General features: G+C 67.5%; 16 protein-coding genes, 1 tRNA gene and 1 pseudogene (1 of these 18 only partly in view). 6 read left to right on the top strand and 12 right to left on the bottom strand.

What is annotated here, in order from left to right:
- The 5 genes from Y590_RS01800 to Y590_RS26930 form a co-directional block, all read right to left on the bottom strand.
- On the bottom strand, positions 1-421 hold the start of the coding sequence (locus tag Y590_RS01800) for a sulfate/molybdate ABC transporter ATP-binding protein (RefSeq protein WP_060768383.1). It extends 623 nt beyond the left edge of the window; 421 of the gene's 1,044 nt are visible here — the first part of the coding sequence; it begins with the start codon at positions 419-421; its stop codon lies beyond the left edge, outside the window.
- A 4-nt stretch (positions 422-425) separates the two neighbouring features.
- Positions 426-1,328 carry a sulfate ABC transporter permease subunit CysW gene (gene cysW, locus Y590_RS01795; protein ID WP_060768382.1) on the bottom strand — a complete coding sequence of 301 codons (903 nt, stop codon included), beginning with the start codon at positions 1,326-1,328 and terminating at the stop codon, positions 426-428.
- Positions 1,321-2,175, bottom strand: a complete 855-nt coding sequence (gene cysT, locus Y590_RS01790; RefSeq protein WP_060768381.1) for a sulfate ABC transporter permease subunit CysT — start codon at positions 2,173-2,175, stop codon at positions 1,321-1,323. Before cysT ends, cysW begins: the two co-directional genes overlap by 8 nt.
- A 4-nt stretch (positions 2,176-2,179) precedes the next feature.
- Positions 2,180-3,247 (bottom strand): sulfate ABC transporter substrate-binding protein, encoded by a 1,068-nt coding sequence (locus Y590_RS01785; RefSeq protein ID WP_060768380.1) that lies wholly within the window; start codon positions 3,245-3,247, stop codon positions 2,180-2,182.
- A gap of 212 nt (positions 3,248-3,459) precedes the next feature.
- Positions 3,460-3,606, bottom strand: coding sequence for a hypothetical protein (locus tag Y590_RS26930; RefSeq protein ID WP_193763186.1), 147 nt, complete (start codon positions 3,604-3,606; stop codon positions 3,460-3,462).
- Positions 3,607-3,883: 277 nt separating this feature from the next.
- Here Y590_RS26930 and Y590_RS01780 point away from each other — a divergent pair, with 277 nt between their 5' ends.
- Positions 3,884-4,177, top strand: coding sequence for a hypothetical protein (locus tag Y590_RS01780; protein WP_060768379.1), 294 nt, complete (start codon positions 3,884-3,886; stop codon positions 4,175-4,177).
- A 307-nt stretch (positions 4,178-4,484) separates the two neighbouring features.
- Positions 4,485-5,426 (top strand): prolyl aminopeptidase, encoded by a 942-nt coding sequence (pip, locus tag Y590_RS01775; protein WP_060772113.1) that lies wholly within the window; start codon positions 4,485-4,487, stop codon positions 5,424-5,426.
- Between the two features lie 134 nt (positions 5,427-5,560).
- On the opposite strand, the gene Y590_RS01770 is transcribed toward pip, so the two are convergent.
- Positions 5,561-5,845, bottom strand: a complete 285-nt coding sequence (locus Y590_RS01770) for a hypothetical protein (protein WP_286161834.1) — start codon at positions 5,843-5,845, stop codon at positions 5,561-5,563.
- A 126-nt stretch (positions 5,846-5,971) separates the two neighbouring features.
- Between Y590_RS01770 and Y590_RS01765 the strand changes: the two genes are divergently transcribed.
- The gene (locus Y590_RS01765; protein ID WP_060768378.1) at positions 5,972-6,391 is read left to right on the top strand and encodes a cupin domain-containing protein; all 420 of its coding nucleotides are present in this window, start codon (positions 5,972-5,974) and stop codon (positions 6,389-6,391) included.
- A 3-nt stretch (positions 6,392-6,394) separates the two neighbouring features.
- On the opposite strand, the gene Y590_RS01760 is transcribed toward Y590_RS01765, so the two are convergent.
- The 3 genes from Y590_RS01760 to Y590_RS01750 all read right to left on the bottom strand — a co-directional run bounded on the left by Y590_RS01760 (position 6,395) and on the right by Y590_RS01750 (position 9,506).
- On the bottom strand, positions 6,395-7,030 hold the full coding sequence (locus Y590_RS01760; RefSeq protein WP_060768377.1) for a cyclic nucleotide-binding domain-containing protein: 636 nt from the start codon (positions 7,028-7,030) through the stop codon (positions 6,395-6,397).
- 106 nt (positions 7,031-7,136) lie between these two features.
- Positions 7,137-8,465: a flavin monoamine oxidase family protein gene (locus Y590_RS01755; RefSeq protein ID WP_060768376.1), complete on the bottom strand. Its 1,329-nt coding sequence runs from the start codon at positions 8,463-8,465 to the stop codon at positions 7,137-7,139.
- An 87-nt stretch (positions 8,466-8,552) separates the two neighbouring features.
- A complete protein-coding gene (locus Y590_RS01750) occupies positions 8,553-9,506 on the bottom strand; it encodes a Kelch repeat-containing protein (protein WP_060772111.1) in 954 nt (317 codons plus the stop codon).
- Positions 9,507-9,666: 160 nt separating this feature from the next.
- On the opposite strand from Y590_RS01750, the gene Y590_RS01745 reads away from it, so the two are divergent.
- The 3 genes from Y590_RS01745 (at position 9,667) to Y590_RS01735 (ending at position 11,773) form a co-directional block, all read left to right on the top strand.
- Positions 9,667-10,392, top strand: a complete 726-nt coding sequence (locus tag Y590_RS01745) for a sulfate transporter family protein (RefSeq protein ID WP_060768375.1) — start codon at positions 9,667-9,669, stop codon at positions 10,390-10,392.
- A gap of 284 nt (positions 10,393-10,676) precedes the next feature.
- Positions 10,677-10,931 carry a hypothetical protein gene (locus tag Y590_RS01740; RefSeq protein ID WP_060768374.1) on the top strand — a complete coding sequence of 85 codons (255 nt, stop codon included), beginning with the start codon at positions 10,677-10,679 and terminating at the stop codon, positions 10,929-10,931.
- A 768-nt stretch (positions 10,932-11,699) separates the two neighbouring features.
- Positions 11,700-11,773, top strand: a tRNA-Gly gene (locus Y590_RS01735).
- Between the two features lie 180 nt (positions 11,774-11,953).
- Here the strand turns inward: Y590_RS01735 and Y590_RS01730 are convergent.
- From Y590_RS01730 to Y590_RS01720, 3 genes and pseudogenes are all read right to left on the bottom strand, one after another.
- On the bottom strand, positions 11,954-13,084 hold the full coding sequence (locus Y590_RS01730) for an FAD-dependent monooxygenase (RefSeq protein WP_060768373.1): 1,131 nt from the start codon (positions 13,082-13,084) through the stop codon (positions 11,954-11,956).
- Positions 13,085-13,234: 150 nt separating this feature from the next.
- Positions 13,235-15,669 (bottom strand): annotated as a pseudogene (locus tag Y590_RS01725) (phosphoketolase family protein).
- Between the two features lie 79 nt (positions 15,670-15,748).
- On the bottom strand, positions 15,749-16,930 hold the full coding sequence (locus tag Y590_RS01720) for an ABC transporter permease (protein ID WP_060768372.1): 1,182 nt from the start codon (positions 16,928-16,930) through the stop codon (positions 15,749-15,751).

The following is a 16,930-nucleotide window of genomic DNA, read 5'->3' as shown; positions in this document are numbered from 1 at the left end:
GCTGGCTCGGATATCGGTCGGCAAAGCCGGAGAGCTTGATCAGGTCGAGCAGATTGCCGACGCGGCGTTTGATCTCGGCCTTGTCCGGTCGCTCGGAGCGCTTCCGGGCGTTGAGCCCATAGGCGATGTTCTGTGCCACCGTCATGTGCTTGAACAGGGCATAGTGCTGGAAGACGAAGCCGACGGCGCGCCGCTGCACCGGCACCTGCGTGGCATCGTCGCCGCCGAAGATGATCCGGCCGCGATCGGGGAAGTCGAGCCCGGCGATGATGCGCAACAACGTGGTCTTGCCCGAGCCCGAGGGGCCGAGCAGCGCCAGCAATTCGCCCGCCCGCACGTCGAGCGTGAAGTCGTGCAGCACCGCCGCCGTCTCGAAGGTCTTCGAGACGTCCTCGATCCGGATCGCCGTCGCCGTTCCCACCAGATCAGTGGCGGCGTGCCCCCGCCGCGATATCGTCGGCGTAGCGCCATTCGAGGACGGATTTGACGGCGAGGGTGACAAGAGCGAGCCCGGCAAGGAGAGAGGCGACGGCGAACGCGGCAACGAAGTTGTACTCATTGTAGAGGATCTCCACGTGCAGCGGCAGCGTATTGGTGAGTCCGCGGATATGGCCGGAGACGACCGAGACCGCGCCGAACTCGCCCATCGCGCGGGCGTTGCAGAGCAGGACGCTGTAGAGCAGGCCCCAGCGGATATTGGGTAACGTCACAGTCCGGAAGGCGTGCCATCCGGAGGCGCCGAGGGTGAGGGCCGCCTCTTCCTCCGCCGTGCCCTGCTCCTGCATGAGCGGGATGAGCTGGCGGGCGACGAAGGGGAAGGTGACGAAGATCGTCGCGAGCACGATGCCGGGCACCGCGAAGATGATCTGGATGTCGTGCTCGACGAGGAACGGGCCGAACAGGCCGCGCGAACCGAACACCAGCACGTAGATCAGCCCGGATACCACCGGCGAGACCGAAAACGGCAGATCGATCAGCGTGACGAGGAGGTTCTTGCCGCTGAACTCGAACTTGGCGACGGCCCAGGAGGCCGCAACCCCGAAGACGAGGTTGAACGGCACGGCGATCGCCGCGACGATCAAGGTCAGACGGATCGCGGACTGCGCGTCGGGCTCGGAGAAGGCGGCGAGGTAGGCGCCCCAGCCCTTGGCCAGAGCCTGCGCGAACACCGTGAGGAGCGGCAGGACGAGGAAGAGGCCGAGGAAGGTCAGCGCGACCGCGATCAGTATCCAACGCACGATCCGCCGCTCGGTGACGACGCTCGCGGGAAGCCGCAGCGCTTCGTGTGGCGGCGGCGTGCCGGGGCCTTGCGCCAGCGCTTCAGACATAGCCGAATCTCCGCCGGCTCCAGGCCTGGATCAGGTTGATCGCGAGCAGGGTCACGAAGGAGATCGCCAGCATGATCACGGCGATGGCGCTTGCGCCCGCGTAGTCGAATTCCGAGAGCTTGATGACGATGAGCAGCGGCGCGATCTCCGAGACATAGGGCAGGTTGCCCGCGATGAAGATGATCGAGCCGTACTCGCCGACGCCGCGGGCGAAGGCGAGGGCGAAGCCGGTCAGCACCGCCGGGATCAGCGGCGGCAGCACCACCCGCGTCAGCGTCGTGATCCGTGAGGCGCCGAGGATGGCGGAGGCTTCCTCCACCTCCTTGTCGATCTCGGCGATCAGCGGCTGCACCGTGCGCACGGCGAACGGCAGACCGATGAACACCATGGCGATGAAGATGCCGACCGGCGTGTAAGCCGCCTCGATACCGATTCGGGCGAGTTGCGCGCCGACGAGCCCGTTGGGTGCGTAGAGCGAGGCGAGGGCAATGCCGGCCACGGCCGTGGGCAGGGCGAAGGGCAGATCGACCACGGCGTCGGCGAGTTTGCGGCCGGGGAAGTCGTAGCGGGTCAGCACCCAGGCGACGATGCCGCCGAAGACCGAGGCCGTGAGCGCGGCGAGCAACGAAACGCCGAAGCTCACGCGCAGCGCGCTGGCCACGCGCGGATCGGTGGCGACGTCCCAGATGCCGGTCAGGCCGAGACCTGACGCCTTCACCACGAGGGTGGCCAGCGGCAGCAGCACGATCAGGCTCAGGCAGGTCAGCGTGTAGCCGAGCGTGAGCCCGAAGCCGGGAATCACGCTCCTCTGGCGGAAGCGACGCCGAGGTTTCACGGACTCGCCCATGCGGTCAGCGCCCGGCCCGGCTCAACTGGTCGAACAGGCCGCCATTGTCGAAGTTGGCCTTCTGGATCTCGTCCCAGGAGCCTTGCAGATCCTCGATCTTGAACAGCTTGATGTCGGGAAGTTGCGCGAGATCCTCGGGCTTGGCCGCCTCGCGCTTGATCGGGCGATAATGGTGCTTGGCGAAGATCGCCTGTGCCCGGTCGCCGTAGAGGAACTGGAGATAGGCTTCGGCCTGCTTGCGGGTGCCCTTCTTGTCGACGTTGGCCTCGACCAGGGCGACCGGCGGCTCGGCATAGATCGAGGTCGGCGGCACGACGATGTCGAACTTGTCCTTGCCGAACTCCTCCAGCACGAGGAAGGCCTCGTTCTCCCAGGTCGGCAGCACGTCGCCGAGGCCGCGTTGAGCGAAGGTCACGGTCGAGCCGCGGGCGCCGGTGTCGAGCACGGGCACGTTCTTGTAGAGCGAGCCGACGAAGGCATTGGCCTTCTCCTTGTCCCGGCCGTCCCGCTCGTAGGCGTAGCCCCAGGCCGCGAGGAAGTTCCAGCGCCCGCCCGCCGACGTCTTCGGGTTCGGGGTGATGACCTTCACGTCGGGCTTCGCCAGGTCGTCCCAGTCCTTCACGCCCTTCGGGTTGCCCTTGCGGACGAGGAACACGACGGTGGAGGTGTAGGGCAGGCCCTCGTTCGGGAGCTTGGTGCGCCAATCCGCCGGGATCTTCTTCGAAATCTTGGCGATGGCATCAATGTCGGAGGGGATGCCGAGGGTCACGACATCCGCGGGGATGCCGTCAATGACGGTACGAGCCTGCGCGCCCGAACCACCATGGGCGGCGCGCACGGTGATCGTCTCGCCGGACTTCGCCTTCCACTCCTCGGCGAAGGCCGCGTTGATCTCGCGGTAGAGTTCGCGCGTCGGATCGTAGGAGACGTTGAGGATCTCGCCCTGCGCCTGGGCGCTGCCGGCGGATGCAAGGCCGACGGCCATGGCGAGACCGAGAAGGACCGCGCGCCGATAGGGTACCGCGCCGGGCTTGATCGGATGTCCGTCGAACACGTCGTCTCGCCTCCACATCGCGGGCTTCGACCCGCCTATGGTGAGGAAGTGTTCGTTTTAAAGAACGATGTCAAGCGTAGTGCCACGTTCGGTGCTTGAGCCTCGGTCCGAGAAGAGTGTCGCGCACAGATCAACTGAGATGAATGTTCTCCTCGGCGATGGCGTTATAGAGGGAATTTCTATCGCAGAACGTTCTTTTGAAAGAACGTTTTCGAGGATGGATTCCGGCGTCAGGCGGAAGCCCACTCGAGCGCCAACCAGACGCCGCGGGCGATGATGAACCACCACGTCACCGTGACAGCCAGGGCACCGAGAAGGCCGAGGGCCGCGAAGCGCCGCTGGAACGGGCTTAGGATGAGTTCGAAAGTGCTCTTCATCGCGGGAGGTCTTCTCATCGCGTCGGTGGTTCGGTCTCGAAAGGGATGCCCGCCGTGCCGCGTCGGCCGTGACGGCGTGCCAATGCGGAACATTCGGTGCCCTGTCGGGTCGTCTCTCCCCAGCCGTGGCAAGTGACGAACCAGAGTTGCAACGACTCCACTGTCTCGACCGAGCGTGCCGCCGCGGGACCATCGCACCGGGCTTCGGATTTGCAGCGATGCGGAGGATCGTCCCGATTTCGGACACTCCGATCGTCCCACGAGAAAGCTTTTGGAAATGTCGTTGCCCAACCCCGCGAAGAACGCCTCGGACCGCGACGTGCAGCCGATCCTGTTCGGATTGCTTGCGGACGGATCCGGCGAGGCGCGCTTCGCCGGCGCCGGCACGCCGATCGAGTCCGTCGGCATATCGGAGGCAACCCGGTTCTCGCCTTCCCGCGATTGGTACGGACGCTGGGCGGTGCAGCCCCTACACGGCATCCTGAAGTCGGACGCGACGCGGACGGACCGAGTCGTATGCCCGGAGGATATCGTGATCCTGGGCCCGCATCGGCACGGCCGGCGCTTTTGAGGTACCACCGCCGCGCTCGAGCATCGTGCTGGAAATCAAATCCAGGACGATGCTTTAGGCTCTTGTTTTCGCATCAACTTGTCCCGAAAGCCGGAGGCCACCTTTCGGGGTGATGCTCTATGCGCCGCGCGTCGCATTCCTTAAGCTCGGACCATGGAGAATCACGAGCTACGCGAGTCGCGGGCGGCCCTCATTCTGATGGGCGTGGCCGTGCTTGCCGTATTGCTGTTCGGAGCCGTGACGCTGATCGTGCAGGCGGCGGGATGAGCGAGGCGGTCGATCCGCCGCTCCGGGCAGAATGGTGAGCATGCACGACAAGTCGCGGAAATCGGCCGCCCTTGGGCATGTCCGTGTTCCGAGTGGGCACGAAATCTACTGGGAGACATCCGGCAGCCCGACCGGCAAGCCGATCGTCTTCCTGCATGGCGGTCCCGGTGCGCCTCCCATGTCCGGCGGTTACCGCCGTCAGTTCAACCCGCTCAAGCACTATGTCGTCGGTATCGACCAGCGCGGATGCGGGAGAAGCCGACCGCTCGTGATCGATGCACTCGATCGTCTGCATGAGCAGACCACACAGGCTCTCATTGCCGATATCGAAGCCGTCAGGGTCCACCTTCGGATCGAGCGCTGGGCGGTTGCCGGAGTCTCATGGGGCACGACCCTCGCTCTGGCCTATGCGCAGGCTCATCCCGAGCGGGTGACGGACATGGTTCTCGTTGCCGTCACGACGACGAGCCGGGACGAAGTCGATTGGATCACCGAAGGGATCGGACGGATCTTTCCGGAGGCGTGGCAGCGTCTTGCCGCAGCATCCGGGCAGCGGGATGGCGAACGTGTCGTGGACGCGTATGCCCGCCGACTTTCCTCCGAGATGGAAGCGGACCGAGTCCAGGCGGCCCAGGAGTGGATCGCCTGGGAGAACACTCATGTCTCACTCGGCCCCGATTGGTCGCCGTTAGCGTTCGCCGACCCTCTGCAGGCCATGGTGTTTGCCACTCTCGTCACCCACTACTGGTCGAACGATGCCTTCCTTCACGGCGAGCATCGGCCGATCGAGCGCATGCATCGCATCGAGACGATTCCCGCAACGCTGATTCATGGGCGCAGGGATATCAGTGGACCGGCAGCAGCGGCATGGACGCTTCATCGGCGCTGGCCGGTCAGCCGGCTGCATATCGTCGAGACGGAGGGGCATGGAGGCCCCCGGATGATGGCGCTCATGCGGGAGGCTTGCGAGGCGTTTGCCTGAGCGCTCCGGCCCGTCGCTGAGTCCGATGCCGACGAGAGCCGTATCCGCCCTGACTACATCGGGCCGGCGACTCTCGGTCTTTGTCTCAACGCGCCTTCTTTCGCCGAACCGGCGTCGCTTCGTCGGGAAGCGCTCTAGTCCGAAAGCGCACGCAGTTGCTGGTCGAGCGCTTCCAGCGCGCGGGCCTGATCCGGCTCGGGCTCGGGGCCACTGACATAGGCGAGCGTCACCCGGGCGATGCGCAGAGCCGTCGCGAGATCGCGACCTTCGCGCTGCGCCTGCTCGATCACGGTGGCGACATCCGCCATGACCTGGGCGTTTCCCTCGTATCCGCGCATCATCTCCGGGTCATCAATGTCCGGGCCGCGAACCGTGCGGCGCTGCGAAAACTGCGTGTTGTCCCGAAAGCCGGCGATCACCGCTCGGGACGTTGCCCCATCCCTAACATTTTCGCCCGGTTGATGAAATGCGTGGGCCGCCGGCCCCTGTGCACCGGCCGCCCGCATAGGCATAATCGCCGCTGGACGAAACGGGGGCACCGCAGAATGGACGAGCAGGGATCCGCCGGCCACGCGGTGTTCGACGTGGCCGAGAGCGTTCGCCGCCTTCCCGACACCGCGGCGACCATGGTGGCCGACCACCGCTTCACCGACAACGAGGCAGCCAGCGCCCGCGTCTTCCGCGTCTACCGGCCGACGCCGCCGCACTATCACACGACCTGCGACGAGTATCTCTACGCCCTCTCCGGCCGCTGCCGGATGCAGTTCGGCGACGCGGCGCCGGTCGAGGTCGGGCCGGGCATGCTCGTGTTCTTCAAGCGGGGGGTGGTACATTCCGTGCCGGAGATTCTGGAGGAGCCGGTGGTGTTCCTCTCCGTCGACACGCCCCGGCGCGGGCCGCGCGACATTCAGTTCGTGGAGGCCGGAACAGGCACGCCCGACAGCTTCATGCGGCAGTCCGACTGACGATCACAGCACGTCGCTGCCGGCCGGTGCGGTGCGGTGCGCTCCTGTCATCTCGGCGGCGCTCTGGAACAGGCGCTCGCTCGTCAGCTTCAGGAAGTAGAAGCCGAATTCGGGGTTCTGATAGTAGAGTTGCTTGACCTCGGAATAGGACAGGCAGCGCGCGGTGCCGGCCTCGACGCAGGCGAGCGAGCCGGTGCGGCGATTGCCGGGCGAGAGCATGCCGAGTTCGCCGACGATCTGGCCCGGCCGGATATCGAGACCGTGTTCGGCGATGCGGAAGCGCCCGCTCTCGATCAGGTACATCTCGTGGGCCGGGTCGCCCTTCAGGAACAGCACTTCGCCGGCCCTGAAGCGGCGGGAGGTGCCGAAGGATTTCAGCCAGTCGAGGGAGAGGTCGCCGGAGGCGGCCCGCTCGGTCTCGCGCACGAGGCGGACCATCTCGTAGAGCCGCCACGCGTTGAACGGGATCTGGATCGCCTCGGTGAGCATCACCGGCACGCTGCCGATCAGGTAGCCGTAGGTGATGACGGCGCAGCTCGCGCACAGGGCCACGATCCGCAGCGGGATCATCGTCCCCATCGCCGAGGAGGCGACGGTGAGCGCCGTCCCGAGATAGCCGATGGCTTCGACCCAGTTCATCGCGTCCCCCCGACGTTCGGCCGGCCCTCGCTCCGGCGGACGCCCATGTGCGTTTGTCGCAGCGGCGGTTCGCCCATCCGGGTGGGGGATGCAAGTGCGGGAGCGCTCAGGCGCTCGCGCGCAGCGGGGCACGATGGTCGGCGAGGGTGTCGGCGACGCGGTCGGCGGCGCGTTGCCCTTCCTCGTAGGCGCCGCCCGCGGTGCCCCACTGCGCATGGGAATTGGCCTCGCCCGCGAACCAGATCCGCTCGCCGACCGGCTCTTGGAGCGTCGTCCGGGCCGCCGCGTGTCCGGGGGGAACCACGGCCCAGGAGCCCCGCGACCAGGGATCGTGCCGCCAAGCGGTCACGGCCGGAATCGCGAGGTCGCAGAGGGCGGCGCGGCCGAAATGCTCGGCCAGAACCGCGCGGGCGAGGCGTCGCGCCCCATCGGTGCCGGCCCCGGCGGCATCGAGGGCGCGGGCCAAGGCGGTGTCCAGCTCGAAATAGTGGAACGGCGTGCCGTCGATCCGGGTCAGCATCCCCGGCGGTTTGCGGCGTCCGCCGACCACGCTGGCGAGTCGATCGCGGCCCCGGAACGGTGCCGAGGGCCAGTGCAGGACGATGTGCTCGTAGATGCCCGATAGAAAACCGTCGATGGCGGCGCGCGTCCGTTCGGGCAGTGGCGGATCGAAGCAGAAGGCCGCCTGGAGCACGGGCATCGGGACCGTGACGATGGCGGCCTGCGCGGCGAGCCGCCCACCGTCGGCGAGTTGCACGCGCACGCCCGGCCCCGACCAGTCGAGGCCGGTCACGGGGCATCCCAGTCGGATCGGCAGTCCGAGCGACAATCGGGCGAGATAGGCGCCGTAGCCGCCCGCCATGAAGAAGTTGTCGCCATATTCCATGCTCGGCCAGTCGTGCAGCGACACCTCCTCGAGCGGCCGGCCCGAGACCAGGGCGTGGACGCCGGCGATGCGCTCGCGCCAGGGCCCGAGATGGCGGGGCAGGGCGCCGGAGGCCGGCCCGTCCTGCGAGCGGGACGCCGCGCCCGTGATCGCCCGGTCGGCGACGTCGAAGGCGCGGGAAAAGGCAGCTTCCTCATCCGCACGTCCCGGACGCCGGCCGATCCAGAGATGCGCGTGCTGGGCGGCCCGCCGCAGGGGCTCGCCGCGGCTCCGGGCCAGGGCAACGAGGGGGTTGATCGGCCCGGCATGCATCCAGTGCGCGCCGAGATCGATCGCGTGGCCGCGCAGCCGCGTCGTCACCGCGCGCCCGCCGACCCGCTCGCGCGCCTCGAGAACCGCCACCGACAGGCCGCGCTCGATCAGCCGCCGGGCCGAAGCGATCCCGGCGGCGCCCGCGCCGATCACGATCACGTCAGGTGCGGCCGGGACGGGTGAGACGCGGGGCTCGACGGTCGGGCGGAAACGGGCGTGCTCGGCGGGAGGGCGCATGGTCTCGAAGCGGATCCGGGAGGGCAGCGGTCCTCATGTCGGCTGCCAAGCCCTCTGCGGCAAGCGCCCTCGGCCGCCCTCCGTTGTTCAGCGAGCCGGCGCGGCGCCGTTCGGATCGAGCACCTCGACGGTTCCCGACCGGTCGCCGCCCGGCCGCGGGCTTCCGGTGAGGGTGAAGATGCGGCCCTTGTAGGTCACCGCCCCGAAGCCGTGGCGGGCGGTGGGAAGCCGGGCCAGGGCGCGCCAGAGATTGCCCGGCAGATCGAAGGCCTCGACCTCGTCGTAGGTCCTGCGGTTCGACTCGCCGCCGATGACGAAGACCTCGCGGCCGAGCACGGCGGAGGCGACGCCGCTGCGCGCGGTCGGCAGGGGCGCCGCCTCGCTCCAGGCGTCACGCGCCGGATCGTAGACCTGATTGGCCGAGAGGTTCTTGCTCGAATCGCCATCGATCCGGCCCCCGCTGGCGACGATGCGGCCCTCCACCGACTGCACCGCGAGGTGGTCGCGGGGTGTCGGCAGGTCGGCGGCCTTGCTCCACGTGCTGTTTGCCGGATCGTAGACCTCGTGGGAACGGACGTTGCCGCGTCCCGACCCGCTGCCGCCGACCACATGGATCTTGTCGCCGAGCGGCGCCGCCCCGCCCGCGGCCCGTGGGGTCGGCATCGGCGCGCGAGCCTCCCAGGCATTCGCCTTCGGGTCGTACGCCCAGACTTTGTCGGTCGCCTTCCAGCCGTCGACGTAGCCGCCGAACACGTAGATCCGCCCGCCCTGTTCGGCGGCCATGGTGTGGTGGACGGGGTAGGGGAAGGGCGCGCCCTTGCTCCAGCGATCGGTGGCCAGATCGTAGATCAGCAGTTCGGTCGCGCCGTTGTAATCGCCGATGACGTAGGCCTTGCCGTCGAACGCCGCGACCGCGACTTCGGAGCGCTCCGCCGGGGCGGAGCTGGCTCCCGCCCAGGCCCCGACCTCGTGGGCGGCGGCCGGCAGAGTGGCGAGCAGGGAGCCGAGCAGGACGAGACGGGAGAGGACGGGGCGGGCCATGAACGGGGTCTCCGGCATATGTCATGCGGACAACGCCTCAACACCGCTCAGGAGCCGCGCTTCGTCAGGGTTTCCCGAAGCCGGGGCTTGCGCCATCCACGCGGAGTGGCGAGAACCCGCCTCGGGTGGGTGCGGATCATCGAGAGGATCGAAGGGCACGATGCTCATCAAGGCCGCTGCCGCCGCCATGCGGCAGGTATTCTCCCCCGCCCTGCGCGGCATCCTGTTCAAATCGCTGGCGCTCACGATCGGGCTGCTGGTGGTTCTGTGGTTCGGCCTGACGCGCCTGATCCAGGCCTTTCAGGCGAGCCACCACATCTCGGCCGACTACCCGTTCCTCGACACCATGGCCTTCTTCCTGGCCGGTGCCGGGCTGTTCGTGGCTCTGGCCTACATCATGCCCGCGGTGTCGATCCTCGTGGCCGGCTTCTTCCTCGACGACGTCGCCGAAGTGGTCGAGCACAGCGATTTTCCTGCCGACACACCGGGGCGTGCCCTGCCGTGGGGGCAGGCGCTCGGCTCGGCGATGCGCTTTGCCGGCCTCGCCCTGCTCGTGAATCTCGTGGCGCTGATCCTCGTCTTTGTGCCGGGGGTGAACCTCTTCGCCTTCTTCGGCGCCAACGCCTACCTCCTCGGCCGCGAGTATTTCGAGCTGGCCGCCGGCCGTTTCCGCTCCCTTCCGGAGGCACGGGCGATGCGCGAGCATCACGGATTCACGGTGATCGCGGCCGGCTGCCTGCTCGCGGGTCTGATGATCGTGCCGATCGTCAACCTCGTGACGCCGCTCTTCGGTGTGGCGCTGATGGTCCATCTCCATAAGGGGCTCGAACGCAGGGCGCTTCCCGGCCCGGCCGAGACCAATCCCCGCCTGCCGAACCGGCGCTGACACGCCGCGCCGACGGACGACAGGACGTACAGCACGCTTGTTCGAGCGAGGTCGGGCGCGGCCTCGCCGAAGCCCATCCGCCGTGCGCGGCATCCTGCTTCGTGGCGTCCGGCAACCGCGTTCCGCGGCACGGGCCGAGGGGCAAACCATGATTCGGGTTTAATCCCTGACGGTGCGTGTGCCCCGGCACGTCATGCTCAATTTCTATCACCTATATCAGTAATACCAGAGGATAAGGCTGCGCTTTCAAGGCAAAGCGCCGAACGAGCGAAAGTGAAATTGACATGAAGACCCGAGTTGCCGCCGTCGTTGCCGCCATCGTCATGGGCGTCACCGCTCCGGCCTCTTCCGCGATGGCCTTCGACCGGAGCGCCCCCCCGGTCACGGCCTCCGACGTGGCGGTCACGGGTTCCCTCGGCGTTCACGACAGCCCCGCGCACACCGCCTGCCCGATGAGCTCGGCGGCTGAGGGCAATGCGAACCAGCAGAACTTCCCGGTCAAGCAATATGGCCAGACGTCTGGCGGCACGCGCTGCTGAGCACGGGGCGCCGAGGCCAAGCTTCGCGAGGCTGTGATATCTTGCAGGTTGCCATTTCCAGTGGAAATTTATCGTCAATACTGACCACACTGGACTCACATCTTCGCGAGTCGCGATACGCTTCATCGTTTGGACGCATATTTCTTGTCCTGTCGATGGAATGACTGAGCGTTTCTATCGTTGATGGAATGACTGGGCCTCGATGGCCCGGTTTCTGCCTCTCCCCTCCGCCTGCCGTGCGGTTGGCCATTCCGCGATGACGCGGGGCCGACGCCGCAGGTCGGAGCAACCGACCGTAAGGAGTTGACTGAGCATGCAACTGAAGCCCGTCTCCTACGCCATGATCGCCGTTTTCGCCTGCGGCCTCGTAATGACCTTTGTCGGCTCGATGAACGTGCTGCTCGGCGGCATGTAATTGGCAGAACGGCCAATCGGCACCGTTGTAACGGAACCGGCGAAGAGCCCGATTATCCTGATCGGCAGACGACTCGCGGCACCGTCCTCCCCGGTGCCGCGGTCCGGCTCTCTGAAGCGATATCGCCCGGCGTTCGATGGAGCCGTCCGGCGTGGGTAGATGGCGGCGACGTCGACGCCTCGGCTGAGGTCGCGGAGCGAAGCCGCAGATCCGATCGGTCGACGCTTTCTTGAGGCGGCATCGGGCCCGTGTCCGCGCTTCTCAAAGCCGCCGGGTCATGCTATCGCCCCCACCACGATGCCGCTCCAGCGGAGGCGTGCCGGCAAGCCGGTCGCCTGTCTGAGATGCCATCGGCGGGTGTAGCTCAATGGTAGAGCAGCAGCCTTCCAAGCTGAATACCCGGGTTCGATTCCCGGTACCCGCTCCAACTTTCTTCCCCGATCCGTCGCGTTGGAGCATCGACCTGGATCTCGAATCCAGGTCGATGCTCTGGGTTCTTGTCGTTGCATCATCTTTTGCCGAAAGCCGGCAACCATCTTTCGGGACGATGCTCTAGCCATTCCGCCTCTGTCGGAACGGACGGCTCCGGCTTTGCCGCGATCCGGCTTCAGACGGCCGGCGTGCGGAGCGGGCCATAGGTGGTGCGGTAGCTGCGCGGGCCGATGACGGGCAGCAGAACGTTCCTCGCCCAGTCCGGCATCCGCGCCGTTCGCGACAGACGATCGGTCATGGTCTGGACATGTGCGACGCGGGGGCGCCGCAGCCGTTCATAGTCCGGCCCGACGCGATCCCAATCCGCGTGCTCCGCCAGCAGGCGGGCCAGGACCCCTGCATCCTCCAGGGCGAGCGCAGCACCTTGGGCCCAGACCGGTGCGGTGGCGTGCGCTGCATCGCCCAGCAGGACGACGCGGTCGCGGGTCCAGGCCGGGATGCGAACCTCCTCCAGCGGCGAGTGATAGACGGCCTCCGGTTGCGACAGGACCGCATCGAGCGTGTCGCGCACCAGACGGGGAAAGGGCGCGAAGGCGCCGCGGATCGCGGCCGGATCGGAGCCACGCTCCCGCCCTGCGCTCACCGAGGCCCAGCCATAGGCTTCGCCGCGATCGACCGGAATGAGCAGGAACAAGGCCCCGGCCCCGGCCCACAGCGTCCAGGCCTCGACGCCGGGATTGGGCGTCATGAAGCGCCAGCTCCGGGATGCCAGCATCGCCGCCCCGAGCGTCTGTTCCCCGAACAGGCTGCGGCGGACCGCCGAGTGAACGCCGTCCGCCCCCACGAGCAGCCCACCGCTCTCCGTCGAGCCGTCGGTGAGTCCAGCCGTTACGCCCTGCGGCTCCTGCCGAACGGTGGCGATCTCGACGCCCCGGCGGATGTCGCCCGGCGGACGATCGCCCTGCAACAGGCGCAGCAGGTCGGCGCGGCGCAGGCAATGCGGCCCCGCTTCCGTACCCCAGAACGCGGCCTCGTCCACCGCGAACAGGAGGCGTCCGCGCTCGGTGCGGTATTCGCGACGCCGCACCGGCGAGCCAACCGCGCGGAGTGCATCCAGCAAGCCGAACTGACTCAGCGCATGCACCGCGTTGCCGGGCAGATTGATCGCCAATCCCGCATCCGCCTGCACGCCGCGCCGTTCCAGCGTCAGCGAGGGGATGCCGTGCTGGTGCAGGGCCCGCCTGACGGCGAGACCGGCGATGCCGCCCCCGGCGACTAGCACGCGGCCGGCCTGTTGCGTGTCCATGCGCCCTCGCGTCTCTCGTCGCACCCGTCCCCGCGCCTTTGCCGCCGATCTCCCGCGACGCGTCGCAAGGCGTCATCCGTGGACAGGAACCGGATAGACCCGGCAGGGCGCATCGACGCAAGCCCGCCGACCCCGAGCGATCGGCGCCGCTCAGCGCGGGTCTCCGGTTTCGTGGCGCGTCTCGTAGGGCCATTTCCAGCCCTGGATCTCGGGCATGTCCTCACCATGCTCGCGGATGTAGAGCTTGTGTGCAGTCAGGCGGTCTCGGAACTCCTGCTTGGCCCCTGCCGCCCGCGTCACCAGCCCCGGCACCCGGTCGATCGCCTCGATGGCGAGGTGGAAGCGGTCGAGCTCGTTCAGCACGACCATGTCGAACGGCGTCGTCGTGGTGCCCTCCTCGATGAAGCCGCGCACATGCATGTTGGCGTGGTTGGCCCGGGAATAGGTCAGCCGGTGAATGAGAGAGGGATAGCCGTGATAGGCGAAGATCACGGGCTTATCGCGGGTGAAGAGGCTGTCGAACGCGGCGTCCGTCAGCCCGTGCGGGTGACCCCTGTTCGACTGAAGCGTCATCAGATCGACCACGTTGACGACCCGGATGCGAAGGCCGGGAACAGCCTGCTTCAGCAGATCGACGGCGGCCAGGGTTTCGAGCGTCGGCACGTCGCCGGCACAGGCCATCACGACATCGGGCTCGAGTCCGCTCTCGTCGGTCCCGGCCCAGGGCCAGATGCCGATGCCCGCCTCGCAATGGAGGCCCGCCTCGTGCGCGCCGAGCCATTGCGGCTGCGGCTGCTTGCCGGCCACGATCACGTTGATGCGGTCGTAGGTCTTCAGGCAGTGGTCGGCGACCCAGAGCAGGGTGTTGGCGTCCGGCGGCAGGTAGACGCGGACGATGTCCGACTTCTTGTTGGCGACGAGGTCGATGAAGCCCGGATCCTGATGGCTGAAGCCGTTATGGTCCTGGCGCCAGACGTGGGAAGTCAGGAGGTAGTTAGGGACGAAATCGGCCGGCGCCAGCCGAGTTCGCGCGACACCTTCAGCCACTTGGCGTGCTGATTGAACATCGAATCGACGATGTGGATGAAGGCCTCGTAGCAGGAGAACAGACCGTGGCGGCCGGTGAGCAGGTAGCCTTCGAGCCAGCCCTGGCAGAGATGCTCGCTCAACACCTCCATCACCCGGCCCTCGTGGGCGAGACTGACGTCGTAGGGCTCGATATTCTCGATCCAGACCCGGTCGGTCGCCTCGAACACCGCGTCGAGCCGGTTCGAGGCGGTCTCGTCCGGGCCCATGATGCGGAAGTTGCGCGCCTCGGCGTTGAGCCGGATCACGTCGCGCAGATACCGTCCGAGCGTGCGGGTCGCCTCGCCGACTTCGGCCCCGGGCTGCGGCACCGGGAGGGCGAAATCCTGCCACCGGGGACGCCGCAACTCCCGGCGCAGCAGACCGCCATTGGCGTGGGGGTTGGCGCTCATGCGCCGGTTGCCCCTGGGCGCCAGGGCGGCGAGTTCGGGCCGCAAGCGGCCGGTCTCGTCGAACAGGGTTTCGGGGCGATAGCTCCGCATCCAGTCCTCGAGGACCTTGCGGTGTCCCTCATCCGTCCGGGCGTTGCTGACCGGCACCTGATGCGCGCGCCAAAAGCCCTCCACCCGCTTGCCGTCCACGGTCTTCGGCCCGGTCCAGCCCTTGGGGCTGCGCAGCACGATCATCGGCCAGCGCGGGCGCCGGAAGCCCATGCCGCCGCCCCGCGCCTCGGCCTGGATATCCTTGATGCGGGCGATCGCGCAGTCGAGCGTCTCGGCCATCGCCCGGTGCATGGGTTCGGGCTGGTCGCCCTCGACGAAGAAGGGCTCGTAGCCGAAGCCGGTGAACAGAGACTCCAATTCGTCGTCCCGCATCCGGCCGAGCACGGTCGGGTTGGCGATCTTGTAGCCGTTGAGATGGAGGATCGGCAGCACCGCCCCGTCGGTGACCGGGCTGAGGAACTTGTTCGATTGCCAGGAGGCGGCGAGCGGCCCGGTCTCGGCCTCGCCGTCGCCGATCACGCAGGCGGCGATCAGGTCGGGATTGTCGAACGCGGCGCCGAAGGCGTGGACGATGGCGTAGCCGAGTTCACCGCCCTCGTGGATCGAGCCGGGGGTCTCGGGCGCGACGTGGCTCGGGATGCCGCCGGGAAACGAGAACTGCCGGAACAGGCGGCGCATGCCCTCCGTATCCTGGGCGATGTCCGGATAGACCTCGCTGTAGGTGCCTTCGAGGTAGGTGTTGGCGACGATGCCGGGACCGCCATGGCCCGGTCCGCAGATGTAGATCGCGTCGAGATCGCGGGCTTTGATCAGCCGGTTGAGGTGGACGTAGATGAAGTTCAGACCCGGTGTCGTGCCCCAATGGCCGAGAAGCCGCGACTTGATGTGCTGCGGCTGAAGCGGCTCGCGCAGCAGCGGATTGTCGAGCAGGTAGATCTGGCCGACCGAGAGATAGTTGGCCGCCTGCCAGTAGCGGTCGATCAGCGTGAGTTCCTCGCCGCCGAGGGAGGCAGACGACGGCGTGGTCCGTCCTTGCAGGGTGGTTGGCTCGGTCACGGAGTATCTCCTGGCTGGCGGGGCAGGATCGGGCGGCCTCTCGGGCGGCCGCCGGAACGCGGGGAGGGCGTGTCGGCGCTCAGTCTCCGAAGATCACGCGGCGGAAGCGGGCGAGGGCGAAGGCGAAGTAGACGCTGCCCAGGGTCATGAGGGCGAGGAGCTGCGGCCAGACGATGAAAAGGTCCGCGCCGCGGTAGAGCACGGCCTGGGCGAGGGCGACGAAGTGCGGCGTCGGGCTCACGATCTGCACGAGATATTGCAGCCAGACCGGCATGCTCTCCATCGGCGTGCTGCTGCCGGAAAGAAGCTGCATCAGCAGCAGCACCGGGATCACCAGCAGGCCGAACTGCCCCATGGAGGTGGCGATGGTGCCGAGCAGGATACCCAAAGCCGCCACGGCGAGGGCGTAGAGGCCCGCCCCGAACAGGAACAGGGCGATGGAGCCGGCGATCGGCACGCCGAGCCACCACTCGACCACGATGAGCAGCGAGAATCCGGCCGCCACGAGGATCACCATCCCGTTGGCGATGACCTTGGCGAGCATGATCTCGACCGGCACCAGCGGCATCACCAGGAGGTGCTCCACCGTGCCCTGCTCGCGCTCGCGGATCAGCGCCGCCCCGGTGAGGATCACCGTCAATAGCGTGATGTTGTTGATCACCTGCATCACCGAGGTGAACCAGCTCGTCTGGAGGTTCGGGTTGAACTTGGCCCGCGTCACCACCCGCACCGGCGCCGTATCGTTGAGTTCGCTGCGGGCGGCGAAGGCAGCGATCTCCTGGGTGATGATGGTCTGGATGTAGACCGAGCCGTTGCCGGCCTGGGTCATGGCCGTGGCATCGACGTCGAGTTCGATCGAGGTCGGGTGGCCGGACAGGACGTCCCGCTGCAGGCGCGGCGGCAAATCGATCACGAAGACCAGCCGGCCGGTATCCATGGCGGGATCGACCTCTTCGGGACCGATCGGAACGACTTTCTTGAACAGCGGCGGGTTGAAGGCGCTTACGATCTGCCGCGAGAGGTCGGAGTGATCCTCGTCGACCACGCCGATGGTCAGGTTGCGCACCTCGGTCGAGGCGCCGGAAGCGACGGAGACGACGGCGAAGGAGAAGGCGTAGACGACGAGGAACAGCATCACCGGATCGGCCCGGATACTGCGCAGCTCCTTGACGATGAGGCGGAACACGTTGGCCACATGCGTGCCGAAGCCGAGCGGTGCGGGTTGTTGGGCGCGAGCGGGGGCCTGGGCGGGAGCGGCCAT

Origin of the sequence: Methylobacterium sp. AMS5 (assembly GCF_001542815.1) — a bacterium.
Classification (GTDB): Bacteria; Pseudomonadota; Alphaproteobacteria; order Rhizobiales; family Beijerinckiaceae; genus Methylobacterium.
Note: the sequence above shows the minus strand (reverse complement) of the source record. Positions and strands in the feature narration are given on the sequence as shown.